Source organism: Brevibacillus reuszeri (genome assembly GCF_001187725.1).
GTDB lineage: Bacteria > Bacillota > Bacilli > Brevibacillales > Brevibacillaceae > Brevibacillus > Brevibacillus reuszeri.
In genome coordinates, this window is the sequence record NZ_LGIQ01000011.1 from 505453 (window position 1) to 530774 (window position 25322).

The window sequence follows — 25322 nt, forward strand, 5'->3', positions numbered from 1 at the left end:
AGCTACGAGCTAACGGCGTAGCTGCTTTTTTCGTCTACAGATGGCTAGATGGTTCGGCGCATCGTTTTTTCCAGAAAAGAGATGACCCTCTCCGCATACTCTTCCGGTACCAAGGCATAGCTACGGACGTGCCCTGCATCTGGTACGAGCCACAGCCCGGAATCCTTGTCCTTGGCTAAGCGAAGCAAGCGTTCACTGTTGACTGTGGGAATCGTCGTATCCTTTGTCCCATGGATGAAAAGGATTGGCTTATCTGCTTCTTTGACCGCCTGATACGGCTTTACATGGCGAGGATTTGCCCCCAGTAAAAGCGGACTGAAGGTCAAAATGAACCAGTTGAACGGAAAACGAGGCAGGCCCGTCCATTGCGGCAAATTTTCTTCCAAGTACTCCTGCAGCGAATAAAAAGGAGAATCAGCTACCACCGCTTGAATCCGCGAATCGACTCCCCCAACCATGAGCGCCGTAGCAGCCCCCATCGAAAATCCGACCAGTCCCAGCTTCTTGTCAGGCTGCACAGCAGCAGCATAATCAATGGCCCCCAAAAGGTCCTGCTGCTCGCGCAGACCTATCGTCGTCAGCGCGTCACTTGATTCACCGGCATTGCGGAAATCAAACATTAACACATCAAAACCTGACTGAATTAGCCTTGACGCCAAGGCCAGTGCCGGCAAATGCGGCTCCAGTCTGTTTTGACTGTACCCATGAGCAAACAGGAGCGTACTTCCATTTGAAGGAAATCCGTTCTTTTCGGCAGACATGTACCATCCAGCCAGCGTGATATCCTGCTCACGACTCGTAAATCGGATCGTCTCGGCATAGCTGATTCCAAATTCAGTCGGCTCCATGTTAATCGGCTTCCGTATCGGATGTGTCAGTCTCCACGTCACTCGTAATGCCACTGCAACGCCCACGATCATGCCCAACAACAAAAGCCCGAGTGCGATTGCGAGAACCACACTCATAGCGCAGTAAGCGGCTCCTTGCCGTTCAACACCGCGACGATGTTTGCAGCTGCCAGTCTTGCCATATCCAAGCGAGTCTGGAGTGTCGCACTGCCAATATGCGGTAGTGCCACAACATTTGGCAAACGCAGCAGCGGGTTATCAAGCGAAACTGGCTCCACCTGAAAGACATCTAATCCCGCTGCCCAAATCCTTTTTTCCACCAAAGCATTATAGAGTGCTGCTTCATCTACCGTCCCGCCACGCGAAACATTGATAAAAACAGCCGTTTCCTTCATCAAGGAGAATTCTCTTTCTCCCATCAAATGGCGTGTTTCCTCAGTAAGAGGCGTCAGCAAAAGCACATAATCAGACTCTTGCAATAGCGCCGCAAGCTCTGCCCAATGTGCACCTGTCTCTTCTTCCGCTTTGTGCTTGCGGTTTCGATTGTGATACAGGATTCGCATTCCAAAGCCTTTTGCCCGGCTGGCAACTGCCTCACCGATCCTGCCCATTCCGATAATCCCAAGCGTTGTTCCAAATATATTTTGCCCCGCCAAAAGCATAGGGCTCCACGAGGTCCACTCCCCGTTCAACAAGAAGCGATTCGCTTCTGTCAATCGTCTCCCTGTTGCCATCAATAAAGCAAACGCCAGATCGGCAGTGGCTTCCGTCAGTACATCTGGTGTATTCGTCACCACGACACCGTGTTTTTTACACGCGGCCAAATCAATATTGTCATAACCGACAGCCATATTGGCGACGATTCGCAATTGTTGTGCTCGAGTCAGCAATTCCTCGTCAATACGCTCGGTCAGCATCGCCAACACAGCATGTGCATGCCTGGTCCGCTCTAGCAGCAAATCGCGCGGAATGGGATAATCAGGTGTCCACATATCGACAGTTGCCACTGTTTCCAGCATCGCAACTACTTCATCAGTCAGCTTCCTCGTAACGAATACTTGTGGCTTCTTCATCATTTTGCCTCCACAACCAGTCAATTTGTGGAATGGATACGCCATATTGCTGGGAAATCAGAAGGGGATATTTCCTGAGAGCCACTTCCATACTCGCAAGCTCGTCTTCCAATTGCTTTTGCCATGCCTCAACGTTTACTTCTTGCCGTTCTTCGACAGGCAGCTCTTTGTAGGCTTCCACGAGCCTGAGGAAGCGACCCGGATACAGCAAAAGCCCGTAAATAACGGCATATTCACCTGTAAGCAATGGAGAGACACCGTTGTATCCATCAATAAAGCTGGCCACATTCTCGTCATTCCACCCGTCGCGTTTGGTCTCAGCCTTTATCCACTGACCGACGTCTCGTGCTCGCATATCGAGAACCCAGTTCCATTCTCCCCCAATAAGCCGCGTATCCTTCTCATTCCATAGCATATACCCTTGGTCAAAATTTTGGTAGGCTACTTTTCCAAGTCCTGCCGTCTCTTTCACGACTTTATCATACTCCGCAGCTTGCAAGTATTGGACGGCGACTTCTCCAAGCTGATACACATACGTATAGCAGGTCAATAAGAACTCATCCATTGGGGTCAGCTCTGCACTTGCCTCATCGAGCTCATCCCGATATTCGTTGTAGTGTCTCAGCTTCCTCCGCCACATACTTGGCCAGTTGCCAAGCGAGCTGTAAGGCATAAACAGCTTGTCGCTTGTAAATGCGCTGGTTGCCTGATGAAACTGCGCCAAAGACTGCCCTTGGGCAAAGTGCGGGTTTTCCTGATCCCCTTCACGTACCCCCCGGTACACATAGTACATCTGCTCATCAGAAATAAAATGCGGCTGACCGCCGACTGTCTTTACGAGCTTGAGCATTCGGATGTCTTGCTGTTGATTGAGATGATTCCGGACTTTTTCAATAAACTTGTTCTTATTTTTGTACCCCGCAGGCACTTCATACATATAGTACAAGCCCTGATCCGTTTCCAGTACCTTACTTGCGCCCGTTGCACGGTACCCCTGAACGAGGAATCCGTATTGCTCCTGCAAAAGGTCTTTTTCCTCCATTTCAACCAACCTCCTAAAGCACACCTTCTCATGGCCCATTGTATGTTGCAGGATCGGGATAGGTGCCTATGCGGTTGCAAATACTAAGGTTCATTCCTAATAGATACAGGTCTAGGAGCATCTGTATGCCCCGGTCGGATAGGAGGAAAAATAAGTGAGCGAGCACCCATTAAATAGCGATTCATGCCTGGAGGTTGTCATTGAGCTTTTGAATCAACGTGGCGTCACTTTGGATGATATCGCTGAAATCGTCATGTTTCTGCAAATAACCTACGTTCCTGATTTAACGATGGAGCTATGTCTCGATAGTGTGACAGCTGTGCTGAAAAAGCGAGAGGTACAAAATGCCCTTCTCACCGGCATTCAGCTCGACATTTTCGCGGAACAAAAGAAACTGCTGCCGCCGCTTCAAACGATAATTGAAACGGATGAGCCACTCTATGGAGTGGATGAAGTTCTGGCACTCGCCATCGTCAATTTGTACGGCAGTATCGGTTTTACGAATTTTGGCTACGTGGACAAGCTGAAGCACGGCAAGCTAAAAGATTTGAACGACAAAAGCGCCGGTGTCCATACGTTTCTGGACGATCTGGTCGGAGCCATCGCTGCTGCCGCCTCCAGCCGGATTGCTCATCGTCAAAAACAGCAGGAAGAATGCCTAGAGGGACAGTCGTGACAGCCAGTCCATCAAATCCTCAGCAATGTAGATAGGCTGTACACGATGATTTGCGGCGTTCTCACGTTTGGAATACCCAGTCAGCACCAGCAGGCTGTCGAGTCCGGTATTGGCTCCCGCTTCGATATCCGTAGACAAATTATCTCCCACAATCAATGTCTCCTGAAGGTCCGTACCCAGCCTTTCCAAGGCGTAGCGAACAATGATGGGTTCTGGTTTGCCAATGACGATGGGCTTGGTTGCTGATGCGACAGAAACCGCCGCTACCAGCGAACCATTGCCTGGATACAGCCCCCCATCCGTTGGCAAGGCGGCATCGGCATTCGTAGCGATGAAGACTGCTCCTGCTCGTATTGCTCTTGCCGCAACAACCAGCTTTTCATACGTAAACGAACGATCGATACCCACGACAACGTACTGTGGTGCTTCATCTGTGATTAGAAAGCCCGCTTGAACCAGCTGTTCGTGCAGACCCTCTTCTCCGATCATATAAACTCCGGTTCCTTGTTCTGCCCGCTCCGAAAGGTAGTGGGCAGTAGCCATGCTGGAGGTATATACATCGCTTGCCTCTGCCTCGATTCCCATCGCTCTTAGGCGCTGTGCCACAACCTCTGGTGCGGCAGCGGAATTGTTAGTCAGATACAAAAACGGGATTTCACGCTCTTTCAAATGGCGAACGAATTCAGCAGCCCCAGGTATCGCAGTCTTTCCCCGATAAATGGTTCCATCCAAATCAAGCAAATAGCCTTTGTACTGTTTCATGTGATCCACTCCTCCATTGCTTGAGACGTTTCTCTACTTGTTCTAGTCTTACGCTGATAGTGTAAACGATTTTGAGTAACGATGCTCGCAGCCTTGAAATAAAAAAATCACCCCAGATATGTTCCCAGAGTGATTTTACGCTGACTGTATCGTTATTTCGCTTCCTTGATTGCAAAGACGCATTTTTCTCCGCCTTTTGCCATACAAGAGGTCTGCTCTACGTCCGCTTTCAATACTCTGCGGAACAACGACAGCTCACAGCTGCAGGCCTGATTGAATTCGCGGGCAACTTGAGAGATCGGACAGTTAAATTCCTGTATCCGATAGCCTTCTCCCTCGGCTTCCTTTTCCCATTCCACCATATAGCCTTTTTCATTTTGCAGCTCAGCCAGCTTGGCTACACGTTCTTCCAGGCTGCCCTGTATTTGAGCGCCGTAGGCTTCCTCCAAGCGATTCTCACGGCGGCGAAACAGCATTTCTACCTTTCCAAGACCGTCCATTTCTTTCAGATCCTGCAAAAAGTCGAGCGTCAAATGAGAATAATTGCGCGGAAACAGTTCATCTGCTTCCTGCGACAAGGAGTATACATTGGTTGGGCGTCCCATGGCTTGGCGAACAAGCGTGGACTTGATCAAATTATCCCTTTCCAGGGTATTCAGGTGGCGTCTTACAGCCATTTCCGTAATCCCCAGCTCGACGGCCATGTCGCTGACAGAGAGCGAGCCTTTCACCTTGAGCATGTGTAGGATTTGGTCACGAGTGGACGTTCCTTCGTTTGTCATACGTAATCACCGTCCTTTCTCCCTATTGTAGCGGATCGGAACGCTTTAGTAAACAAATGATAGCATTTTGTATAAAAAATCCGCTGCCTCATTTTTCTAGAAAAGTTCCTTTTCCAAAAATGCCCGAACACGCGGATCAAATTGTCTGAGTGCAGGTGTGGCATCTGTCGCCAGGGCAAACATTTCTGCAGTCGGAACACTTGTATATTCGTTCACCAGATGCTTGCGGAACTCGGTTAAGCGAGTAAGCGTGACTGCCTCTTCATCTGTAATTACCTGTTCATCTCGCATAATTTCTACCACATCGCTGTAGCTGCCTGGGTCACGCATGATAAAGCCGTCAATCAACGCGTTTCCCACGTCAATGATCCCTTCGATGGACAAGTGCAGGGCTCGCTCCATCGCGAGGGCAGCAACTTCATCCGTCAAAACCGCTTCCGCTCCCCGTTCCCCCAGCTTTTCCAATAGATCTAGCATACGATTCATATGCGCCAAAACTTGGTCGATTCGCTTTGTATTCACGTCGTACATGGAATTCTCCTTATTTTCGCTTTTTTGCTTTGCGCTTTGCGTAATAAATGGTAAACACAAAAGTTAGCACTAGGACGAGAAGCACCAATTCCCCTTCCTGCAAATAGGAATTGTTCACGGGACTCACCTCTTTTCATCCAACAGTATACCAAATTTGTACGTGCCAACGCGACAGCTTGTACTTTATGTTACAATATGGTTACCTCTGTCGAGGCTTTCTTTTAGGATAAGCGACCGCGCATTCGCGGATTTGCACCTTACATAAGTGAATTTTTTGCCAGCATGAAGGGAGGACTCAGGCTGTGGAACGCGAACTTGCACTAGAAATCGTACGAGTTACAGAGATGGCTGCACTCGCTTCTTCTCATTGGATGGGACGAGGAAAGAAAAACGAAGCGGACGGGGCAGCTACAAGCGCCATGCGCGCCATGTTTGACACGATCAACATGAGAGGTACTGTCGTAATCGGGGAGGGTGAGTTGGATGAAGCCCCGATGCTCTATATAGGTGAAAAGCTCGGCAGCCCCGAAGCTGACGGCCCCGAGGTAGATGTCGCGGTCGACCCGCTTGAAGGTACTACCATTGTCGCAAAGGGTCATAACAATGCCATGTCGGTAATTGCCATCGGTGATCGTGGCACTCTCTTGCATGCCCCGGATATGTACATGATGAAAATGGCCGTAGGAAAACGTGCAGCAGGAAAAATCAACCTTTTCGATCCCGTGGATAAAATGATAGAAGTAGTCGCTGAGGCGAACAACAAGCGTATTCAGGACGTAACCGTTATTATTCAGGAACGGGATCGTCATCATGAGATTATTGATACGATTCGTGAAAAAGGAGCACGTGTCAAGCTGTTTGGAGACGGGGATGTAGGGGCAGCGATTGCAGCCTGTCTGCCTCATACCGGGATTGACCTGTTCCTCGGAATCGGTGGAGCGCCAGAAGGAGTCATCAGTGCGGCCGCGATTAAATGCCTCGGTGGTGACATGCAGGCGCAGCTCAAGCCTCAAAACGACCAGGAACGAGAGCGCTGCATCAAAATGGGCCTGACAAATCCTGAGCAGCTGCTGACTCTGGATGACCTCGTAAAAGGAGACGACGCAATTTTTGCCGCAACTGGCGTATCTGATGGCGAGCTGCTCCAAGGCGTGCGTTATTTGGGAGATGACATGGTCGAAACTCACTCCATTGTCATGCGTGCGCAAACAAAGACCATTCGCTTTGTCCGTGCCTTGCACAACGTAGAACACAAACCTAATCTTTTATGGAAGTAGAGGGAAGTATATGGCGCACGATTTGTTTTATTTGTATGACGAGCCGGAAGACACAAAAACCCGATTCGTAAGCTTTATGGCGGAATCGACACGTTTTGATTTGGCGATTACCACAACAAACCGCTTCTATGGCAAAAAATTGGTCATCAACATTCAAAATGGTCGCTCTGCGATTATCGGTCACGATGATTTGGAGGAAGAAGGCTATCTGGAGTTCGCCTTTAACTTGAATGAACAGGAAGCCGAAGAATTAAAGTCTTTTCTGGAAACCGTAATTTAGAGCGCTCGACAGAAGCAAGCAAACACTCCAATATCTATCCTAAAAAAAGCCCGTCTCAATAGGCCCTAGGCCGGACGGGCATTTTTGCGATCTTTTATGCCATATGGCAGGCGACAAGATGATTGGAAGGACCTTGGAGCGGGGGAGCCACCTCTTTGCATTTTGCCTCCGCAAACGGGCAACGAGTATGGAATTTACAGCCCGTAGGCGGATTCGTCGGACTTGGAGGATCTCCTTTCAGCACGATTTTTCTTCGTTTGAGCTTCGGATGCTGTGCCGGGATCGACGACAGCAAAGCTTGTGTATACGGGTGCTTCGGATTGGCAAACAGCTCGTCTGCTTCAGCCGTTTCAACGATGTTACCCAAATACATCACCCCAATCCGCTTGCTGATATGTCGGACGACCCCCAGATCATGCGCAATGAACAAATAGGACATATTGAATTCTGCCTGCAAATCTTCCAGCAGATTAATAATTTGAGATTGGATGGATACGTCTAGAGCAGCAACAGGCTCATCACAGACCACCAGTCTCGGATTCAAGGCTAATGCCCTGGCAATTCCAATCCGTTGTCGCTGTCCGCCACTGAACTCATGGGGGTATCGGTCCGCATGTGCTGGTGTCAGGCCTACTCGATCAAGCAAATACAGCACGCGTTCCCTGCGCTCCTGCTGGGTTAGCTCCCCGTGAATGGAAAACGGCTCACTCAATATATTGCCTACCTTTTGACGCGGATTCAAAGACGAGTAGGGGTCTTGAAAAATCATTTGCACATTTTTCTTGAATTCGGTACTTCCTGCCATGTCCTTTATATCCTTACCACCAAACTTGATTTGCCCTTCTGTCGGGGCCAGCAATTGAACGATCATTCGTCCCAAAGTGCTTTTTCCGCATCCGCTTTCGCCTACTAGCCCTAGTGTCTCCTGTGGGAAAACAGAGAGACTAACTCCGTCCACCGCTTTCACACTTCCCACTTGCTTCATGAAGACGCCTTTTTTGATCGGGAAGTGTTTTTTGACCTCATGCAATTCCAGCACCGGGCTTTGAATCATCCTTTATCTCCCCTTTTGTTGCAAGATGTCCTTGGCATACCAGCATCTTACCTTGTGACCCACTTCGATCTCTACTAGCTGTGGAGACGCTTCCCAACATATTTCTGTAGCATAGGAACAGCGCGGGCAGAAGCGGCAGCCAGTCGGCATTTCCGTCGGGGACGGAACGTTTCCTTCGATCGAAGTCAGTCTGGTTTTGGGGCCATCTAATTTAGGCATGGAGTTGAGTAAGCCTTCTGTGTACGGATGGGCTGTCCGATCAAAAAGCAGCTCAGTCGTTGCTTCTTCCACGATTTCACCCGCATACATGACGACCACCCGATCACACATCTCCGCCACGACACCCAAATCGTGTGTAATCAAAAGGATAGCTGTATGTAATCGCTCCCGGATATCGTTCATCAGCTCTAGAATTTGCGCTTGGACCGTTACATCCAAAGCTGTTGTAGGTTCGTCAGCAATCAGTAATTTCGGGGTGCAAGCGAGGGCAATCGCGATCATGACCCGCTGCCTCATCCCTCCGGAAATTTGATGCGGGTACTCTTTATATCGTTGCTCCGGGTTTGGAATCCCTACCAACCTCAGTAACTCGATAGAACGGCTTTTTACCTCTGCCGCACTCGCCTTTTCATGAAACGTAATTGCCTCGGTAATTTGGCTACCAATGGTAAAAGCCGGATCTAGGGAGCTCATCGGCTCCTGAAAGATCATCGAAATCTCATTACCCCTGATTTTACGCAGGGCTCCTTTCTTCTGCGCTAACAAATTGCATCCATTAAACCATATTTCACCCTCTTGCACTTTACCTGGAGGTGTGGGAATCAGCCCCATGATGGCCAAGGAAGTGACGCTTTTCCCACAGCCGCTTTCACCAACAATCCCCAAGGTTTCCTTGGGATAGACAGTCAAATCAATTCCATTTACCACGTTTGCAGTACCCGTTTCCGTTTGAAAGGAAATCCGCAACTGCTTTACTTCCAACAGTTTGTCACTCATGCGCTTTTCTCCCTCTCATAGATGATGATTGATCCGCGGAAGGTGCTCACGATTTTTGAAAATGCGGACAAATTCGACCAGTCCATCTACCGCTGCGTTCAGAAGCTGTTCACCCTTTGCTCTCGTCGATTTGGTCGGATCACCGAGCGTCCCCGTTTCTGAGATCGTGCTCCAATACGGCATCGTAATCACCGGACGCCCTTCCCCCTTGCCAACCAGGTCAAGCCAGAAATACTTGGAGTTCTTGTATTTATCCAAATCTCTAACCGCTTTATCCATTTGCACGAGATCCTCACGTATAGCCAAGTACATGGATGTCTCCAGTTCACAGGCATGATTCATCCCGCCTGGATTTTCCGATTCCCGCACCTGCTCCGCACATTCAATAACCGGTTGAAAATCCCAGTGTGAGACAGAAGCACATAGTACATTCGGATACTCCAGATTAGTCTGACGAGCAGCTACTTGTAGCAAGGAGACATTGCTTCCGTGGCCGTTCATTAACAGAATTCGTTCAAAGCCTTGATGCGCCAAGCTGTTGCATACATCAACCACGTAGCTGATGAAAGTATCACTGGAAATCGAGATGACGCCGGGAAAATCCATCTGATGAGGAGCGTAGCCGTGGTTGATCGCAGGAATGACGACCACCTCGTCAGGAATTTTAGCCCCCGCGCGAACACAGACTTCATTTGCCAGCAACAAATCAGTATCAACAGGCAAATGATGCCCGTGCTCCTCAATCATCGCCACCGGTATGACTGCTACTCTTTTTTCCATTACGGCCTGCTTGATTTCCGGCCAAGTCATTTCACCAAACAAATATTTATCTACGTTCATTTCTTTCCTCTCCTACTCGCTTTCGTATTTTCGCTACTTCATCCGCGGGTCTAGGTAATCTCGCAGTCCGTCTCCAAGCAAATTCAGCCCGAGGACAGTCACAGCAATCGCAACACCTGGGAAAATCGAAATCCACGGAGCTTCCCTCATGAATTGTCTGCCATCATATAAAACATTTCCCCAGCTCGGTTCAGGCTGTGGGACACCGAGGCCAATAAAGCTCAGCGCAGCTTCTGCAAGGATCGCGTAGGCAAAGTATGTGGTGACTTGAATCAATAACGGTGACATACAATTTGGCAAAATATGCTTCAGCATCAAACGCAGGTCAGAGCCACCCACTACCTTGATCGCCTGAATGTACTCTTTTTCTTTGATCGACAACACACAGCCCCGAATCAAACGTGCGAACAGTGGCGTATAGATGATAGACAAGGCAATGATGATATTCACGACGTTAGAGCCTAATGCCGCCATCAAGGCAATGGCAAACAAAATAGGGGGAAACGACATGATCCCGTCGACAATCCTCATCAGCAGACTGTCAATCCAGCGCCCGTAATAACCCGAGATCAATCCGATGATCGTCCCCGCAACCGATGAGATTAGGATGGCTCCGAGTGAAATGATCGTAGAAATCCTCGCTCCGTACAGAATCCTGCTAAAGACATCACGACCATATTCGTCTGTTCCAAAAATATGCTTCTCGCTGGGAGCTGCAATTCTATTGGTGAAATCAGAGTCGTCAGTCGGATGATAAGGAGCTATGAGTGGAGCAGACAGCGATATCACGAGGACGAAAAACACGATCACCAGCCCAGCCATCCCCATTTTTCTGCGTGAAAATTTGAGTAGAAAAGTTGCTATCTGCCCCTTTGTGGCGATGCTTTCTGTTTTCATTCCATTCACCCTTTGCTGTAATCGATTTTCGGGTCGAAGTAGGCGTACAGCAGGTCAACCACCAAATTAATCAGTACATAAATCAGCGCGATATAGAGAATGACTCCTTGAATCACCGGATAGTCCCGATTGAAGACAGAATTGACAACGAGACTTCCAATACCCGGGATACTAAAAATCGTTTCTACGACGACTGTTCCCCCAAGCAGCAGTCCAAAATTCAGGCCAATGATCGTAATAATGGGAATCATCGCATTTTTCAGTCCATGTCTAAAAATAACGTGCCAAGAGGTTCCACCCTTTGCCCGAATCGTCCGGATATAATCTTGGCGCAGTACATCGAGCATGCTGGAACGAGTCATTCTGGTCACGACTCCTGCTTGAATAAAGCCGAGTGAAAGAGCAGGCAGAGTAAGATGTTTCAAGTGAAGCCAAATGTTGTCCAGCAGGGCAACATAGCCAGTAGACGGAAACCAGCCTAGATGCAGGGAAAAGACAATGATTAAGAGCAGAGCCGCCCAAAAATTCGGAACGGAAATCCCCACAAGGGCAACTACCATCGACGAGTAGTCCCATACCGTATTTTGTTTCACTGCCGAGATGATCCCGAGCGGAATAGCGAGAATGAGCGAAATGACCAACGCGTAGACCGTGAGTGCAATCGTAGCTGGCATGCGTTCACTAATCAGGGTGTTTACATCTTTGTCCGAAACAAGTGACTGTCCCATATCCCCTTGCAAGACATGCACAATCCAATGATAAAATTGGGATGCCAATGGCTCATTCAAGCCCATTTTTTCTTGTAATTGTGCGAGTTGCTCGGGGGTTGCCTGAGCTCCAAGCATCACCGCTGCCGGATCACCAGGTATGAGATGAATCAAAAGGAATACGACGATGGAAACTACCAATAGCACCGGAATCAATGACAGTAATCGCCTGACAACATATGAAGCCATGACTCCCCACCTCCCATCCATTTTACGGAAGGTAAGCATAACAACCCATCATGCTTACCAATTTGGATTACTGTTTGTCCAACCACACATTCCACAATCTCGGATAACCGGCACTCCAGGCGTTATACCCTTTTACATAAGATTGATGTGCCTCAATCACTGGATAGTAGTAAAGGGACTCGAATGGTAAATCTTTCCTCAACAGCTCTTGCACCTGTCCGTAAATCTCCTTGCGTTTCTCTTTTTCAGTTGTGGAAATCCCTGAATCCAAGAGCTTGTCCATCTCTGGGCTGTTGTAGCCATTGTAGCTGGATCCGCTATGCAGGTACGCGTAGTAAATTTGATTTGGATCTGGGCGAGGTGTGATATGCCCATTTAACAAATGATAATCACCGGTTGTCCACGGCCCGGAAACGAACGATGCCCACTCAAAAACTTCCACTTCAACATTCAACCCGATGTCTTTTAATTGCTTTTGCAGGACGATTGCTGTTTTTTCATGGTGGTCGTAGGCTTTGCTTGTCGCAATTTTAATCGGTTCACCGTTGTAACCTGCTTCCTTAACCAGTTGCTTCGCTTTCTCGACATCCTGCTTGATGTCATTTGCATGAGCATCGGAATACCACCAGGTGCTCGGGAAAACAGGAGAAGGAGCGACTTCACCCATACCCCATGTGGCAATATCAACGATTTCCTGCTTATTGATAGCGTAGGCGACTGCTTCGCGCATCTTCGGATTGTCAAAAGGAGGCTTTTTCATCCCAAACTGAAGCATTCCCCAGTTCAAAGAAGGCGTCTGTGCCATCACCAGGCCCGGCTTGTCTTTGATATACTGAGCATCCTTGGGGAGAACGTCGATAGCAATATCGATTTCCCTTGTTTCCAATGCCGTCATCCTAACTGTTGGGTCACTAATCGGTTTGAAAACCACTTCATCCAGATAGGCCTTTTTTTGTCCTCCAAAACCGGACATGCTTCCCTCACCTGGCTTGTAGTCAGGAAAACGCTTTAGCACCAGTTCTTTGCCTTGATCCCACTTTTCAAACATGAATGGACCTGTACCGATTGGTGTAGTCACCTTTCCAGCTTGTTCTTCAGCCAGTCCTTTTGGCATAATAACCGCCGGATTGAACGGATTGACCAACGATCCCAAAAACACATCAGAAGCGCCATCCAAGTGGAAGACAACGGTGTAGTCATCGGGTGTGTCGATGGACTTCACCATGGAGAACTCAGCTTTTCGCGGTGCTTCTGTACGAAAACGATCTAGCGAGTATTTTACGTCTTCCGCCTTCAGTTCTTTCTTGTTGTGAAAGGTCACCCCTTGTCTCAGCGTAAAGGTTACCGTTTTAGCTTCCTTGTCCTCTTTCCACTCCTTGGCCAACATAGGGATGATCGCCATATTTTCGTCAATAGTTACAAGCATTTCTTGTACATGTAACAACGGAATCCGATCGGACAAAACGGTTGAGGTGTGTAAGTCTAGCTTGGTTAAATCCGCGCCCATGCCAACAGTGAGAACCCCACCTGTCTTTGGTTCAGTGCTTTTGGTATTCGACTCTGGTGTTTGACCCGGCTGGTTTTGACTTGATTGGTTCTGACTCGATTGCTGCTGATTTTGCCCACACCCGGTTGTCAGAATCAATAAGAAGACTACGAGTATTAACCCTATTTTCTTTGGAATTCCTACTACTTTCGCCATACGTATCCTCCTCCATTTTTGTCTAAAAGTGCAGTTATATGACTTGATTAAAGCCCAATTCTTTGGATATCTTCGTTGCCGTTTCCAAAAGTTCAACCACAAAATTGTTCACTTTCTCATCTGCAAAATAATGCTCTGGCCCGGATATCGCAATGCCAGCAACCATTTTGTTCTCATAGTTGTAGATCGGGGCAGCAAGCGCTGCAACCCCCAGAGCCAGTTCTCCGCTTGACCGCGCATAGCCACGCTTTTGAATTTCCTCGACTTCTTCTCTCAGTCTCATTTCTTGAGAAATGGTAAGTGGCGTAAATGATTCTAATTTGTTTGACAACAGGGTAATCAGCTCTTGGTTAGGCAAATGAGCCAAAATTACTTTAGATAAGGCTCCTGCGTAAATAGGCAGCCTTTGTCCCACCTTAATCCCATATTGGAAGTTATGAAATGATTCAATATTTACAATACATAGGGCTTCCCCTTTGTCATAAATGCTCATATTGACATTCTGCTCCGTCTTTTTAGATAACTCTTGGAGAAACGGTGCGGCGATTCGCGTAAGATCGATTCTCTGAATTACGATTCCACCCAGCTTTACAAACTGCATCCCTAATCGCAACTTACCCGAAATCGGATCCTGCTCGATATACCCCCTTTTTATCATGGTTTGAATCGAACGGTGAGTCGTTGCCAGAGCCAATCCGGTTCGTTGGGATATTTCTAATAAGGTTAATTCTGGCTCCTTGAAAGTAAATGACTCAATAATATCGAATGCCCTGTCTACAGCTCTAACTTTAGAAGTTACATCCATCACATAATCACCCTCTTATTTGTTTCCGCTAGACGGAAACGCATTTTCATTTTTTAAATAAACCTACGTTAATCATTAAAGCAAAATATTCAAATGATTACAATTATATTTTTTTGCGAATGATTTTAGTAAATCTCTGGACTTACAGCCCATTTCCTGCCGGACAATGCTCCATACAGGCGAATGCCTCGTATACTGCTACTGCACAGACAGACAACGAGAGGAGTGCAATTGCACGATGCAACCTTATGCATATGATCAGCAGCAATACGCCTCAACCCAGCAGCCACTGGCAGAACAAGACTACCAATACATTCCCGAGGACCAAGCGCACCCTGTACTGTTCCGTGGACGTCGGGGCCCTGACGTATTTTTCCCGATCGTCATTCCCCTCCAGCCACCATTCTGGGGCGGCGGCTGGAACAATTGCAACACGTGCGGGGCGAATCAGTGGAACCAGTGGAATCAATGGAATCAGTGGAATCAGTGGAACCCGTGGAGCCCTTGGGTACGAGGCGGCGGTGGTGGCTGGGGTGGTGGAGGCGGCGGCTTTGGTGGTTGGTAAAGTCGCTGACCGAAAAAGCTCAGACACCAATAGATAGTCTAAATCACCATAAAACCAAGCATTCAAACCCATAGCGGTCTGAATGCTTTTTTTATGGTGGAAGCAGCCATTTTAATGAAAGCAAAACGAGCCCCGACTAAGAGGGCTCGCTTCTATACAAAACATGGTTTTTACGAATCAAGAATCACGCTTCTGTGAGTTGGGTCCTGTTGGAACCTTGTCACGCTCACGATTGGGACGCATCTGATTGGACTGTGGACGACGATCCTTGCCAGCGTCCCTGCCATTTTTATCAGATTTCTCTTTGTTGAATTTGGGCTTGTCTGACCGTTCGTTTCGTCCTTGGCCAGAACGATCATTTGAACTATTATTTTTATCCGAGCGATCAGGCTTGTTCTGACGGGGATGGAATCGCTTGCGTTCTTTTCTCTCTCCATTTGTATGGGAGCCATCCTCGCGTGTTATGTCCTGCCTTATGTCGATAATCAGATCATTCCCCGAGTCATCCTGCATCATCTCGCTGTCATCGGAACCCGTAGCGGATTTCACTTTGCGTAAAACAAAGTATGGACAACCAAAATTGCAGAACTCGTGCAAGTACTCATCCAAAGCGGCGATTCGCTGCTCGAACGGTACTTTGCGATTGACGTCTGTATAAAATCCACGCAGACGAAGCTGACCGTATCCCCAATCGCCTACGATGTAGTCGTATTTGTCGAGGATATCGCTGTAGCGCTCCTTGAATGCTTCCGGATTCCAGCCGTCGCGATTTTCTTCCATGACTTCATAAGTACCGGCTTGCGTGCGAATCAAGACCGCTTCCTCCTAACACATGTAAACTACGTCCATCTTACCATATTTCATGAAACATGCGATAAATTTCCCACGAAAACAGCTGCACTTCCCTGGACATTCTATCGTGTAGGGGGTGTTATCATTGAAAAAGACATGGTTGTATCCTGCTATCGCTGGTATTGCGCTCTTGGCTTCTGCTTGTGCGAACAACGCTGCGCCCAACTACACGCATCCAAACAAGGCGACGACGAACCAGGCAGCTCCTCACGTTACCAACTTTGATGGCTTGCACGTCCGTAACTATGACGGAACGCGCCGCACAGACTTCGATGGTATTCACACCAGAAGTTACAACGGCATGCACCAGACAAGCGTAGACGGAGTCCGCACGGGAGCCTATGACGGGCTTCACGTACGAAATGGTATCGGAATCAGCAGTGCACCTGGTGTAAAAGATGGCATGTATCCACATGTCAACAATTACAACACGTACACGAATGGCATGCGTCCCTATCATGCCTTTCCTGATGGCACCGGCACCGCAGGTACTGGCACCACAGGTACTGGTATCACGGGCACTGGTATGAGAGGTACTGGTATCACAGGCACTGGCACAACCGGCACCCTCAGCACTGTCCCAGGAACAACCGGGACAAGGCATTCCGTTTATCAGAAGCATGCCTGGAACCGTGGTGGAGCAGGTGTCATGCAAACTAGTGCACCTAAGATGGGCTACGTCCAAACCAATCGTCAGCAGCTGCATACTGCTAGCGCGAACCATGTGTATGTAGACCGTGATGCATTGGCTCAAGCAGTCGGAAATGTGACGGCAAGCTGCCCCGGAGTTCAACGATCCACTGTGCTCGTAACCGATGAAGAAATCTTCGTTGGTCTGAACACTCAGGGTGGAGATGCCCGTACTGCCAAGCATCAAGCCAAAATGAATGCCATGTCGGTGTCACCACGCTACTACAAAGTATACGTGACCGACAACCATAATGACATTCAGGAGATCTCGCGTGTTGCCAGTCGTTCGAGCAATGTGCATTCTGCACGTACAGAAGATACCGCAAGCATTGACGCTTTGATCAAGCGCATGGGCGGTATGACGGATGGCGAGCAAGCACGTACAAAGAGTCATGTCACGCACCCCTCTAAGAGCACGAAAACCCATATGGGTACAACCAGCCGCTAGCACCTTTTTCCAAGGTAAACAGCAACCCCCGCCTGCGTGCAATCAGCCGCAGGTGGGGGTTCCCATTATTTTCCTTTGTTATTGTGCTTGTGCAATGTTTTCTTTTGCGATGGTTTCTTTGGCAGCGCTGGCTTGTTCATGAGCATGATACGAACTGCGAACAAGCGGACCTGCTTCCACGTGGCTGAATCCACGCTTCATACCTTCCTCTTTCAACCGGGCAAATTCATCCGGATGGTAGAAATTTTCTACCTTCAAATGCTTCTTCGTCGGTTGCAGGTATTGCCCGATCGTCATGATATTGACGTCAACGGAGCGCAAATCGTTCATCGTCTCCATAATCTCCTCAATCGTCTCTCCGACACCGATCATCAAGCTGGACTTTGTCGGGATTTGAGGCTGGAATTCCTTTGCCTTTTTCAATAGTTCGAGCGTACGGTCGTATTTGGCACGTGCACGTACGCGGTCAGACAGACGACGGACAGCCTCAATATTATGATTGAGCACATCCGGACGCGCATCCATTACCACTTTAAGTGCATCCCAATTCCCCATAAAATCAGGAATGAGCACTTCAACAGAAGCAAACGGCAGCCTGCGGCGGATCGCTTTGATCGTCTCTGCAAAAATCTGGGCGCCTCCATCTGCCAAGTCATCACGTGCAACAGAGGTCACAACGACGTGCTTCAAGCGCATTTGTTCTGCTGCTTCTGCCACACGTTCCGGCTCTGCTACGTCAAGCTCCGTAGGAAGTCCGGTTTTTACCGCACAGAACCTACAGGCGCGGGTACATATATCACCCAATATCATAAAGGTTGCCGTACCACTGGCCCAGCATTCATGAATATTAGGGCATTTGGCTTCCTCACAAACCGTATGCAGCGTTTTACTGCGCATGGTCTGTTTCAGCTCTTTAAAGCTGGCTAATTCCGATCCTGATACTAGGTTAATCTTGAGCCACTCCGGCTTTCTTTGCGTCATGGGGCCCACTCCTCATCTGACTTGGTCAAGACTTGGTCTAGTCTTGGGTCTAAACATGGTCAATCTTCATTATAGAGGTTGGATATAAGTGGGGCAACCTCTTTCCATACATCTAGCGCATTTCGCCGAGCTGATGCAGGCAGTGTCGTCCATCCGATTGATCCAAATACGGTTCCAGCAATCGCAGCTCCCTGTCATGGCAGGTGAACAGGAAAATTTGCTGCTTCATCCCCAGCTTCGCCACGTAATCCAGTGTTCGCCGAAGCCTTTTCTCATCATAATGCCCAAAATGATCGTCGAGAAAAATCGGCAATGGCTCTGTTTCATTGCTAACATGCTGCAATAACGCCAGCCTCTGGGCGAAATAAAGCTGATCCTGTGTACCCGTAGAGCATTGCTCCTGCTCCAAAACGAGCTGTCTGGCTGGTTCGAGCAAGCGGATCGCAAAGCCTTCCCTAGGGTCCAGTCTGACATCCTGATACTTGCCGCCAGTAATTTGCGTGATGACTTCAGATGCACGTTCATTAACTGCAGGCGATACATCACGATTCCACTCACCCAGTGCCTCCTGCAGCGCATCACGGGCGATTTGCAGGGCATCTCGTTTTATTAGCAGCTGTCTCAGTCCATTCGCCGCGTCCTCCTGATCAGCTTTGGCCTTCGCAACCGATACAGTTTCATGAGCACCCATTTTCCCATATGCCCCAGCGATCTGCTCGCGTAATTCCTGCAAACGATCCTCGATTTGTGCTCGCTCCACCTGCAGCATTTCTTGCTCGTGATCTCTTGTTGCTTTTTCTTTTTCCAAACAGCTGCGCAGCGCTTCCCCCCAGCGAGTCACAAGCATTGCTTCCTCTTCCCGTTCGTTCATTTGGGCTGCCATTTGCTTGGCTTCACGGGTGTCGATGCTATTTTGAAGCTCCCCCCGCTTTTCGAGAAATTCCTCCCAAGTAGCTGCACCCCAGCGCTCAACCAACTGGAAAAGGGAGTCATCTAGGCTAGATACTTCCTCTGATAGTCGTTGCCAATCCTCTGCTGATGCACTCCCGCTTGCCGTAGCAGCAGAATCTCCACTCTCTTTTCCGCGATAAAGCAAATACGCCGCTCCAGAAAAAAGCACTGCCAGACCAAGGGAAACTGCTCCCATGATGCCATGCTCTGAATAAAGAGCCAGGATAGCCAAGAGCAAAAAAGCGCCAGCAGTCCCCCATAGAATTATCTTCCCACGGCGCTGCTTCTTGAGATTGTCACCGCTGTTTGAGCGACCTTGTCTCCGCGGACTGGCAACAGCCACAGTAGCCATGCTTGCCAGCTCCATGTGACACTGCTCCCAACGTTTGCGCAGTTGTATGCCCTGCTCGTAATCCTGTTGCAGCTGCAAGCGGTTCACTTCCCCGCCCTCCCGTGGTTGAGCAGGTTCGCCTTTTTCCCTTTGCTTTCGCTTCAAGCCTTGCAAAGCATCCATAGTTTCCTGATGATTGCGCTGCTCCTTTGGGGAGGCAGCTGATTGCATCCACCATTCCCATTCTTTTGGCCCAGGAACGATGTAGCTTTTTTGCCAGCGTTCTTGCCACGTCTCGTGCTGTTGCTGCAGGCGCTCGAGCCGTTTTCGCACGCGCTCCCGCATCTGCTCCTGCTCAGCCCGCACTTCCTCCCATTGCGCAATTTGCTGTGTCAGTTGATTAATGACCCTCCATGCTGCCTCCGCTCCAGCCAGCTCCTGCTCTTTTTGGACAGCGAGCGCAGACGCTTTGCCTAGCATTGTATTTTCGGCTTTTTCCTTTTTCCCGATGCCAGCAAGTTCGCGATCCAGCTCAGCCAATATTTTGTTTACGGCAGGATTCGCATCATCTGTCGCATCAAGCGAAGGCATCAAATGCTCTGCTGCCGACAAAGGCTCACGTCTGATCCAGGTGAGGTCGGTAAACAAGCTTCGCGTCAGCCCCAGATGTTTTTCGATAAAATTGCGTTCCTTGCGCCTGTCCTCCAAATAAATATCGGTCAGCTCTGTCCATTCCGGGTCCAAAAAGATTCTTGCCTGCTCACGTTCTTTGCTCAAATACCGATGTAACCGATACGTTTTTCCCGCAAGCTGGTAAGTAATAATCGTTTCATAATCACCTTGATGCCACGGTCGGTATTTTTCATATTCGGCTAAATAGCGCGCCGATTTGACATAATCGCGCTTCATACCATAAAGAGCTGCTATGATTCCTTGCAGCAAAGTGGATTTTCCTGCTTCATTCGGAGCCACAAACACATTGATTCCCGGAGCGAAGCGGAAAACAGCGTCCTGCCACTTTCCAAAGCCTTTGAGCTGAACCTCGTCAATTCTCACCGGACGCTCCCTCCTATCCGAGCCAGCGCTTCCTTGCGTGCTTCCCTGATTTTTTCCCGCATCTCTTCATCTGCCGCCTGCTCTTCCCACTCGGCCAGCTTGGCGAGCCAGCGCCCCCATACACCGCCGTCAGCGATCAGCTTGTCGGCATCCACATCAGGCCATGTTTGATCGGTAAATTGAATGAGAAAAAACCGGGAAAATTTTTGCTTCAAAACCTCGATTGCTGGTACAAAATGTGCAGAACGCTCCCCGGTCAATGTGATGTACAATAGGTCCGATTCCTTTTCCTCAGCTAGCTCGCCCTCGAGTCGTTCGATACATTGTTCCATCGTCTCGATTCCGCCAAGGACAATCTCTCGCTTGCAAATTTGCCGCTGCTCCACAGCGATTGGCGACAATGTTAGCGTACCTGAATCACTTAGCTCGCCAAACAGGACACAGCGCGGCCCTGCCTCTTTTGCAGTGAGACCCTCAGGCGAGCCGGGGTATGCTGCAAACGGCTGTCTCTTTTCAGGATGGGGAAACTGCGCCGGCTTGTGAATATGCCCCAGAGCTACATAATCCATCCCGGTCTTTGCCAGCTCTTGCAGGGAGACAGGGGCGTACGGATGATGATCATCCTTTGCGCTCGTCAAAATGCTAGCATGAAGAACCATCAAGTGATGCTGATAACCATTCAGCTTGCCAGGAAATGTGTCCAGCGGTGATTCGTACACATGTGGGTGTGGAAATCCCCAGCCGTAGACGACACATGACTTTTCCGGAAACTCAAAAGCACCCCATTCAGGCGTAAACCAATATACATTGCTAGACCAGTCGAGCGTCTGATAAAACGAATCGGAACGCCACGGATCGTGATTTCCAGGAGCGATACAAACAGGGACAGGAGCAAGACTGGCAAACAAATCGCGCAGAAAAATCGCCGTAGAGCGTCTGCCCCCGTGATACTCCAAAAGATCTCCCGCGATCAACCAAAAATCTGCCTGCTTGTCCCAAACCAGATCGCGAATTCGCCGCATCGTACTGCGAAAATCATCCTGACGCAGCTCGTAAACACCCGATAGAGACTGAAGCGGCGCATCGAGATGGACATCTGCTGTATGTATGAATGATAGCAACAATCTTCAACTCCTTACATGACAAACCAATCATCAAATGGTACACTTTGGACAGAATTGTCAAACAGACGAACATACTTTCCCTTTATGATACAGGAAGATTAGACCTCTTGGAAGGAGTGTTTCTCGTGCGTATCGCTTATTTGGACTGTTTTTCGGGAATTAGCGGGGACATGCTGCTGGCAGCATTGGTAGATGCGGGGGCAGACCGGGATCGAATCGAAGCGCAACTGCGCAAGCTCTCACTCGATGCATTTCGCCTGGAGTGGAAAAAGGTTGTAAAGACTGGTGTCAGTGCTTTGAAGCTGGATGTAATCGATGAATCTGCTCCCGCAGCGACACCATTCAAGCAGCTAAAGGTACTCGGAAATGACCACGTTCACCGCGGATATAAGGAAATCGTTGAAATGATCAAGGCTGCCGAGCTTGCGCCACGCGTGAGCAATAGAGCCCTTGCTGTTTTTGAAAAAATTGCGATCGCAGAGGCAAAAATTCACCATGTGCCGGTTGAAACGGTTCATTTTCACGAGGTAGGCGCTCTCGACTCAATCGTGGATGTTGTCGGAATTGCGCTCGGTCTGGAGGAGCTCGACATCGATGAGCTGTACTGTGGACATGTACCTACCGGAAATGGCTACGTTCGCTGTGATCACGGCCTCTATCCTGTACCGGCTCCTGCCACTATGGAGATGCTCATCGGCATTCCTCTGCGTCAGACCACCATTCAAAAGGAGCTGACCACGCCTACTGGTGCTGGTGTTGCAGCCGCTCTGGTTCGCGATTTTGGTCCACTTCCCGCGATGACTGTAGAATCAATCGGCTATGGTGCGGGCACGCGTGATCTGCCTGACCAGCCGAACGTTCTGCGCTTATTGGTGGGACAACAACTGTAAAGCCTCGAAAAGAAACACCTCCCAATAGGCTCGGACGCAATCATCCGGCTTGGTTGGGAGGTGTTGTTTTTTAGCGGAGCAATCGGAGAAACTCACGCATGAAGCCAGGCAGATCCGGCCAAGCGTGTCCAGATACCAAATTTCCGTCTACATGAAGCGTTTCTGTTTGATAGATCGCACCACACGCTTCCACATCCGGTCTGCACGCCTGATACGCAGTCATTTCTCTGCCTTGCAGATGCTCTTTTACAATCGTTAGCACTTGGGAGCCATGGCAGATAGCAGCTACCGGCTTGTTTGCCTCAAAGAAATGAGCCACAATTCCCTTCAGATGCTCATTGAGTCTGATGTGTTCAGGTGCACGACCACCCGGGATAATCAGGGCATCGAATGCTTCCGGATTAATTTCTGCAAAAGAAGTATGGGCAGGGAGCTGATAAGCTGGCTTTTCCGTATAGGTTTCACTGTGCGCTTCAAAATCGTGGCAAACCGTGTGCAGCGTTTTGACAGCAGGCGCTGCAATGACCGTTTCAAACCCTTCTTCCAGACAACGATAGTACGGATAAAATACCTCCAGGGCCTCCACTGCATCTCCTGTTACGATCAACACTTTTTTGCTCATCAGACAGCCTCCTCATGACTTGTTTGACGGAGGACGAGCCTCCCAATTTCCCAATTCTTTGAAGAGGCTTCTCATTCCTGCCGGATTTACAGCAAATTTACATCACTTTCCTGTTCGGCGAGCCGGATTGCCTGCTGGTATACCCATTTCAGCGGAATATTGCTTTCCTCAGCCAGCTTCGCGCATACCGCGTATTCAGGCGCAATCTGTACACGATTTTTCTGGTGATACCCGAGCTTGACTGCGACCTCTCCCCATTCCGTTTGAACATGAATAAAGCGGCGTGCCAAGCGATGACAGGCCACTGGGAACGAACGGATGCCAAACGTTGTTGTTTCGGTAAAGAGGATCGTTTTTAATGCTTCTGCCTGGCTCTGGTAGCACATCACCTGCAGCAGGGTGCCGGGACGGCTTTTCTTCATGGTAACCGGAAGAAAGTGCACATCGTTTGCCCCCGCTCGCAAGCATTGCTCCATGACGTACGCCAGCCACTCGGGACTTGTATCGTCCAGATTGACCTGCAAGAGCAGCATACCTTCGTCGATATGCTCGCTCTCATGATTTTTTTGCTCATAGTAACGTGGGATAAGTCGATCTGCTTTCTCGTCTTCCAGCTCTAAAATCGCAAGCCGTTCACCATGTATGACCTTGTGTAATTTTCCACTCCATGCCCGTATTGGCATCACACCTGCTTCGCGTAGCCACACCATGGCAAGCGGTGAAAAATCGAGGGGCTTGGCAAAGGTTGAGCTCTCTACTTCATTTACATACAGCCCCGTCACAACCTCTAGGATTGAAAGCGGGAGCGCAGCAGGGATCGGTAGCGGCAGAACAAACAGGGACCATTCTTTTTGATGGATGGGGCATACTGATAAAAGCGAAGCCAGCGCCCTTTCTTCTAGATCCCACTGCTCCTGCTCGCAATAATCTCGATAAGGCTCAGCTAGCTGTTTCAATCGATTCCAGTCCTGTTGTCGAAACAGCGTATCCGACGCTGAATGCTTCAGCACTTGCTGAAGCGGTTCTACAAGGCCTTGCAGGGTAAGCGAATCTTCTGCCCGAATGACCAGCTTCATCATCTTTTTGCCTCCCGTTGTCTCTTCTACTTCCTTGCATCATACACCAAAAAGGGTGTGCGTTGACTGACAAAACACCTTCCAAAAACTATCTAGGATAAAAGGCACTCACTGGCAGAAACTACAAAGGAGACTATCTGACCCTGGAGGGAGACGGAATGCGAGTTTTCCGCCTAATCATTCAGATCAGCTTGTGTGTGGCTGCAGCTTTATTGCCATTGGAGCCTATTGTACACGCAGCCCCATCTGCTCCGCAGCAAGATCCGATCTTACAGAAGCGCTTGCAGCTTTTTCAGCGGATGGAATCGTTGTACGGGATTCCTTGGACGTATCTAGCAGCCATCGACCAATACGAGCGGATGATGAAAATAAGAAAGAAGCAATCGAAACAAACCGACCCCTCCTCTCGGTTGACTGCAATCGACATTCCATGGGATCGTTGGAGTGGCACTTTAAACCCGGACGAGGAAGACATGAATCCTGTCTCCATCCAGTTTTTCAATGGCATGGGCGTGGATGGCAATGGCGATGGAAAAGCAGATCGACACAACGATCTGGACGCACTCACTTCAATTATTCACTATTTGTCAGCGTATGGCTTCTCGCATGACGATTGGCAGATCGGGCTTTGGTCCTATTATCAACGAGACCGCTCCGTGAAAACGATCAGGCAGTTTGCCCAGGTGTATGGAAAATATCAGCATTTGCATTTGGATGATCGTCATTTCCCTATCCCCGCCCGCTATGAATACAGCTATCGCAGCACATGGGGTGACGCTCGTGGCTGGGGCGGCAGAAGAATTCATGAGGGGACAGACATTTTTGCCAGTTACGGGACACCCGTCTTGAGCACCGCTTACGGTGTCATTGAAGTCATCGGCTGGAATCGCTATGGCGGCTGGCGGATCGGTATGCGTGACATGGGGAATGTTTACCACTACTTTGCTCACTTGAGTTCTTTTAAGAAAGGTTTGAAGCCGGGTGATATCGTTGAGCCTGGACAAGTCATTGGCTATGTTGGAAGCTCGGGGTATGGCAAGCCTGGTACAGCTGGAAAGTTCCCACCCCATTTGCATTATGGCATGTATCGTGAGACAGGCGGCCCGGATTGGGCATTCGATCCTTATCCGTATTTGAGACGGTGGGAGCGACAAGGACGGAAGCGGTAAACCACCGCTTCTTTTTTTTGCAATCAGCAGTCAGGAATCTCCAGTC

The 25322-nt window shown here is 49.2% G+C and carries 26 protein-coding genes; 7 read left to right on the forward strand and 19 right to left on the reverse strand.

Going from position 1 to position 25322, the window contains the following annotated elements:
- Nucleotides 1-44: 44 nt before the first annotated feature.
- Genes ADS79_RS27310 through ADS79_RS27320 form a run of 3 tightly spaced genes read right to left on the reverse strand, consistent with a single transcriptional unit; the run spans nucleotide 45 to nucleotide 2963 of the window.
- Nucleotides 45-965 carry an alpha/beta hydrolase gene (locus ADS79_RS27310; RefSeq protein WP_049741607.1) on the reverse strand — a complete coding sequence of 307 codons (921 nt, stop codon included), beginning with the start codon at nucleotides 963-965 and terminating at the stop codon, nucleotides 45-47.
- On the reverse strand, nucleotides 962-1921 hold the full coding sequence (locus tag ADS79_RS27315) for a 2-hydroxyacid dehydrogenase (protein WP_049741608.1): 960 nt from the start codon (nucleotides 1919-1921) through the stop codon (nucleotides 962-964). Before ADS79_RS27315 ends, ADS79_RS27310 begins: the two co-directional genes overlap by 4 nt.
- Nucleotides 1881-2963 (reverse strand): protein kinase family protein, encoded by a 1083-nt coding sequence (locus ADS79_RS27320; RefSeq protein ID WP_049741609.1) that lies wholly within the window; start codon nucleotides 2961-2963, stop codon nucleotides 1881-1883. The genes ADS79_RS27315 and ADS79_RS27320 overlap by 41 nt, the downstream gene beginning before the upstream one ends.
- A gap of 154 nt (nucleotides 2964-3117) precedes the next feature.
- On the opposite strand from ADS79_RS27320, the gene ADS79_RS27325 reads away from it, so the two are divergent.
- The gene (locus ADS79_RS27325) at nucleotides 3118-3639 is read left to right on the forward strand and encodes a phosphatidylglycerophosphatase A family protein (protein WP_049741610.1); all 522 of its coding nucleotides are present in this window, start codon (nucleotides 3118-3120) and stop codon (nucleotides 3637-3639) included.
- Here the strand turns inward: ADS79_RS27325 and ADS79_RS27330 are convergent.
- From ADS79_RS27330 to ADS79_RS27340, 3 genes are all read right to left on the reverse strand, one after another.
- Entirely contained in the window at nucleotides 3622-4401 is a 780-nt protein-coding gene (locus ADS79_RS27330; protein ID WP_049741611.1) for a TIGR01457 family HAD-type hydrolase, read from the reverse strand. The two genes, ADS79_RS27325 and ADS79_RS27330, sit on opposite strands and share 18 nt — an antisense overlap.
- A gap of 152 nt (nucleotides 4402-4553) precedes the next feature.
- Entirely contained in the window at nucleotides 4554-5183 is a 630-nt protein-coding gene (locus ADS79_RS27335) for a helix-turn-helix transcriptional regulator (protein ID WP_049741612.1), read from the reverse strand.
- 96 nt (nucleotides 5184-5279) lie between these two features.
- Nucleotides 5280-5714, reverse strand: coding sequence for a DUF86 domain-containing protein (locus ADS79_RS27340; RefSeq protein WP_049741613.1), 435 nt, complete (start codon nucleotides 5712-5714; stop codon nucleotides 5280-5282).
- A gap of 302 nt (nucleotides 5715-6016) precedes the next feature.
- Between ADS79_RS27340 and glpX the strand changes: the two genes are divergently transcribed.
- Both glpX and ADS79_RS27355 read left to right on the forward strand, forming a co-directional pair.
- A complete protein-coding gene (gene glpX, locus ADS79_RS27350) occupies nucleotides 6017-6991 on the forward strand; it encodes a class II fructose-bisphosphatase (protein WP_049741615.1) in 975 nt (324 codons plus the stop codon).
- A 10-nt stretch (nucleotides 6992-7001) separates the two neighbouring features.
- Nucleotides 7002-7271, forward strand: a complete 270-nt coding sequence (locus ADS79_RS27355) for a DUF3055 domain-containing protein (protein WP_049741616.1) — start codon at nucleotides 7002-7004, stop codon at nucleotides 7269-7271.
- Between the two features lie 94 nt (nucleotides 7272-7365).
- Here the strand turns inward: ADS79_RS27355 and ADS79_RS35085 are convergent, their stop codons facing one another.
- The 7 genes from ADS79_RS35085 to ADS79_RS27390 all read right to left on the reverse strand — a co-directional run bounded on the left by ADS79_RS35085 (nucleotide 7366) and on the right by ADS79_RS27390 (nucleotide 14521).
- Nucleotides 7366-8325, reverse strand: coding sequence for an ABC transporter ATP-binding protein (locus ADS79_RS35085; RefSeq protein ID WP_049741617.1), 960 nt, complete (start codon nucleotides 8323-8325; stop codon nucleotides 7366-7368).
- 3 nt (nucleotides 8326-8328) lie between these two features.
- Nucleotides 8329-9321, reverse strand: coding sequence for an ABC transporter ATP-binding protein (locus ADS79_RS35090; RefSeq protein ID WP_049741618.1), 993 nt, complete (start codon nucleotides 9319-9321; stop codon nucleotides 8329-8331).
- Between the two features lie 15 nt (nucleotides 9322-9336).
- A complete protein-coding gene (locus ADS79_RS27370; RefSeq protein ID WP_049741619.1) occupies nucleotides 9337-10161 on the reverse strand; it encodes a creatininase family protein in 825 nt (274 codons plus the stop codon).
- Nucleotides 10162-10194: 33 nt separating this feature from the next.
- On the reverse strand, nucleotides 10195-11058 hold the full coding sequence (locus ADS79_RS27375) for an ABC transporter permease (RefSeq protein ID WP_084766095.1): 864 nt from the start codon (nucleotides 11056-11058) through the stop codon (nucleotides 10195-10197).
- Nucleotides 11059-11063: 5 nt separating this feature from the next.
- Complete coding sequence (nikB, locus tag ADS79_RS27380) at nucleotides 11064-12014, reverse strand: nickel ABC transporter permease (protein WP_049741621.1); 951 nt, start codon at nucleotides 12012-12014, stop codon at nucleotides 11064-11066.
- A 67-nt stretch (nucleotides 12015-12081) separates the two neighbouring features.
- Nucleotides 12082-13716, reverse strand: a complete 1635-nt coding sequence (locus ADS79_RS27385; RefSeq protein ID WP_049741622.1) for an ABC transporter substrate-binding protein — start codon at nucleotides 13714-13716, stop codon at nucleotides 12082-12084.
- Between the two features lie 34 nt (nucleotides 13717-13750).
- Nucleotides 13751-14521 (reverse strand): IclR family transcriptional regulator, encoded by a 771-nt coding sequence (locus ADS79_RS27390; protein ID WP_236700154.1) that lies wholly within the window; start codon nucleotides 14519-14521, stop codon nucleotides 13751-13753.
- Between the two features lie 238 nt (nucleotides 14522-14759).
- Between ADS79_RS27390 and ADS79_RS27395 the strand changes: the two genes are divergently transcribed.
- Nucleotides 14760-15086, forward strand: coding sequence for a hypothetical protein (locus tag ADS79_RS27395; protein WP_049741624.1), 327 nt, complete (start codon nucleotides 14760-14762; stop codon nucleotides 15084-15086).
- Nucleotides 15087-15263: 177 nt separating this feature from the next.
- Here ADS79_RS27395 and ADS79_RS27400 read toward each other — a convergent pair whose 3' ends face one another.
- Nucleotides 15264-15899, reverse strand: a complete 636-nt coding sequence (locus tag ADS79_RS27400; RefSeq protein ID WP_049741625.1) for a YutD family protein — start codon at nucleotides 15897-15899, stop codon at nucleotides 15264-15266.
- Between the two features lie 124 nt (nucleotides 15900-16023).
- Here ADS79_RS27400 and ADS79_RS27405 point away from each other — a divergent pair, with 124 nt between their 5' ends.
- Nucleotides 16024-17076 (forward strand): YhcN/YlaJ family sporulation lipoprotein, encoded by a 1053-nt coding sequence (locus tag ADS79_RS27405; protein WP_049741626.1) that lies wholly within the window; start codon nucleotides 16024-16026, stop codon nucleotides 17074-17076.
- A 78-nt stretch (nucleotides 17077-17154) separates the two neighbouring features.
- On the opposite strand, the gene lipA is transcribed toward ADS79_RS27405, so the two are convergent.
- The 3 genes from lipA to ADS79_RS27420 form a co-directional block, all read right to left on the reverse strand.
- Nucleotides 17155-18057 (reverse strand): lipoyl synthase, encoded by a 903-nt coding sequence (lipA, locus tag ADS79_RS27410; RefSeq protein ID WP_049741627.1) that lies wholly within the window; start codon nucleotides 18055-18057, stop codon nucleotides 17155-17157.
- A gap of 112 nt (nucleotides 18058-18169) precedes the next feature.
- Nucleotides 18170-20395: an ATP-binding protein gene (locus ADS79_RS27415; RefSeq protein WP_049741628.1), complete on the reverse strand. Its 2226-nt coding sequence runs from the start codon at nucleotides 20393-20395 to the stop codon at nucleotides 18170-18172.
- Nucleotides 20392-21516 carry a metallophosphoesterase family protein gene (locus ADS79_RS27420; protein ID WP_049742159.1) on the reverse strand — a complete coding sequence of 375 codons (1125 nt, stop codon included), beginning with the start codon at nucleotides 21514-21516 and terminating at the stop codon, nucleotides 20392-20394. The genes ADS79_RS27415 and ADS79_RS27420 overlap by 4 nt, the downstream gene beginning before the upstream one ends.
- A 128-nt stretch (nucleotides 21517-21644) precedes the next feature.
- Here ADS79_RS27420 and larC point away from each other — a divergent pair, with 128 nt between their 5' ends.
- Complete coding sequence (larC, locus tag ADS79_RS27425; protein ID WP_049742160.1) at nucleotides 21645-22409, forward strand: nickel pincer cofactor biosynthesis protein LarC; 765 nt, start codon at nucleotides 21645-21647, stop codon at nucleotides 22407-22409.
- A 70-nt stretch (nucleotides 22410-22479) separates the two neighbouring features.
- On the opposite strand, the gene ADS79_RS27430 is transcribed toward larC, so the two are convergent.
- Nucleotides 22480-23031, reverse strand: a complete 552-nt coding sequence (locus ADS79_RS27430; RefSeq protein ID WP_049741629.1) for a DJ-1/PfpI family protein — start codon at nucleotides 23029-23031, stop codon at nucleotides 22480-22482.
- Between the two features lie 86 nt (nucleotides 23032-23117).
- Complete coding sequence (gene larC2 / locus ADS79_RS27435) at nucleotides 23118-24110, reverse strand: nickel pincer cofactor biosynthesis protein LarC2 (RefSeq protein WP_236700123.1); 993 nt, start codon at nucleotides 24108-24110, stop codon at nucleotides 23118-23120.
- Nucleotides 24111-24265: 155 nt separating this feature from the next.
- Between larC2 and ADS79_RS27440 the strand changes: the two genes are divergently transcribed.
- On the forward strand, nucleotides 24266-25276 hold the full coding sequence (locus tag ADS79_RS27440) for a M23 family metallopeptidase (protein WP_049741630.1): 1011 nt from the start codon (nucleotides 24266-24268) through the stop codon (nucleotides 25274-25276).
- Nucleotides 25277-25322 lie beyond the last annotated feature (46 nt).

Coding starts and splice junctions, on each gene's coding strand:
- ADS79_RS27310 (WP_049741607.1), bottom strand. CDS start 965: ATGAGTGTGGTTCTCGCAATCGCACTCGGGCTTTTGTTGTTGGGCATG.
- ADS79_RS27315 (WP_049741608.1), bottom strand. CDS start 1,921: ATGAAGAAGCCACAAGTATTCGTTACGAGGAAGCTGACTGATGAAGTA.
- ADS79_RS27320 (WP_049741609.1), bottom strand. CDS start 2,963: ATGGAGGAAAAAGACCTTTTGCAGGAGCAATACGGATTCCTCGTTCAG.
- ADS79_RS27330 (WP_049741611.1), bottom strand. CDS start 4,401: ATGAAACAGTACAAAGGCTATTTGCTTGATTTGGATGGAACCATTTAT.
- ADS79_RS27335 (WP_049741612.1), bottom strand. CDS start 5,183: ATGACAAACGAAGGAACGTCCACTCGTGACCAAATCCTACACATGCTC.
- ADS79_RS27340 (WP_049741613.1), bottom strand. CDS start 5,714: ATGTACGACGTGAATACAAAGCGAATCGACCAAGTTTTGGCGCATATG.
- ADS79_RS27355 (WP_049741616.1), top strand. CDS start 7,002: ATGGCGCACGATTTGTTTTATTTGTATGACGAGCCGGAAGACACAAAA.
- ADS79_RS35085 (WP_049741617.1), bottom strand. CDS start 8,325: ATGATTCAAAGCCCGGTGCTGGAATTGCATGAGGTCAAAAAACACTTC.
- ADS79_RS35090 (WP_049741618.1), bottom strand. CDS start 9,321: ATGAGTGACAAACTGTTGGAAGTAAAGCAGTTGCGGATTTCCTTTCAA.
- ADS79_RS27370 (WP_049741619.1), bottom strand. CDS start 10,161: ATGAACGTAGATAAATATTTGTTTGGTGAAATGACTTGGCCGGAAATC.
- ADS79_RS27375 (WP_084766095.1), bottom strand. CDS start 11,058: ATGAAAACAGAAAGCATCGCCACAAAGGGGCAGATAGCAACTTTTCTA.
- nikB (WP_049741621.1), bottom strand. CDS start 12,014: ATGGCTTCATATGTTGTCAGGCGATTACTGTCATTGATTCCGGTGCTA.
- ADS79_RS27385 (WP_049741622.1), bottom strand. CDS start 13,716: ATGGCGAAAGTAGTAGGAATTCCAAAGAAAATAGGGTTAATACTCGTA.
- ADS79_RS27390 (WP_236700154.1), bottom strand. CDS start 14,521: ATGGATGTAACTTCTAAAGTTAGAGCTGTAGACAGGGCATTCGATATT.
- ADS79_RS27395 (WP_049741624.1), top strand. CDS start 14,760: ATGCAACCTTATGCATATGATCAGCAGCAATACGCCTCAACCCAGCAG.
- lipA (WP_049741627.1), bottom strand. CDS start 18,057: ATGACGCAAAGAAAGCCGGAGTGGCTCAAGATTAACCTAGTATCAGGA.
- ADS79_RS27430 (WP_049741629.1), bottom strand. CDS start 23,031: ATGAGCAAAAAAGTGTTGATCGTAACAGGAGATGCAGTGGAGGCCCTG.
- larC2 (WP_236700123.1), bottom strand. CDS start 24,110: ATGATGAAGCTGGTCATTCGGGCAGAAGATTCGCTTACCCTGCAAGGC.
- ADS79_RS27440 (WP_049741630.1), top strand. CDS start 24,266: ATGCGAGTTTTCCGCCTAATCATTCAGATCAGCTTGTGTGTGGCTGCA.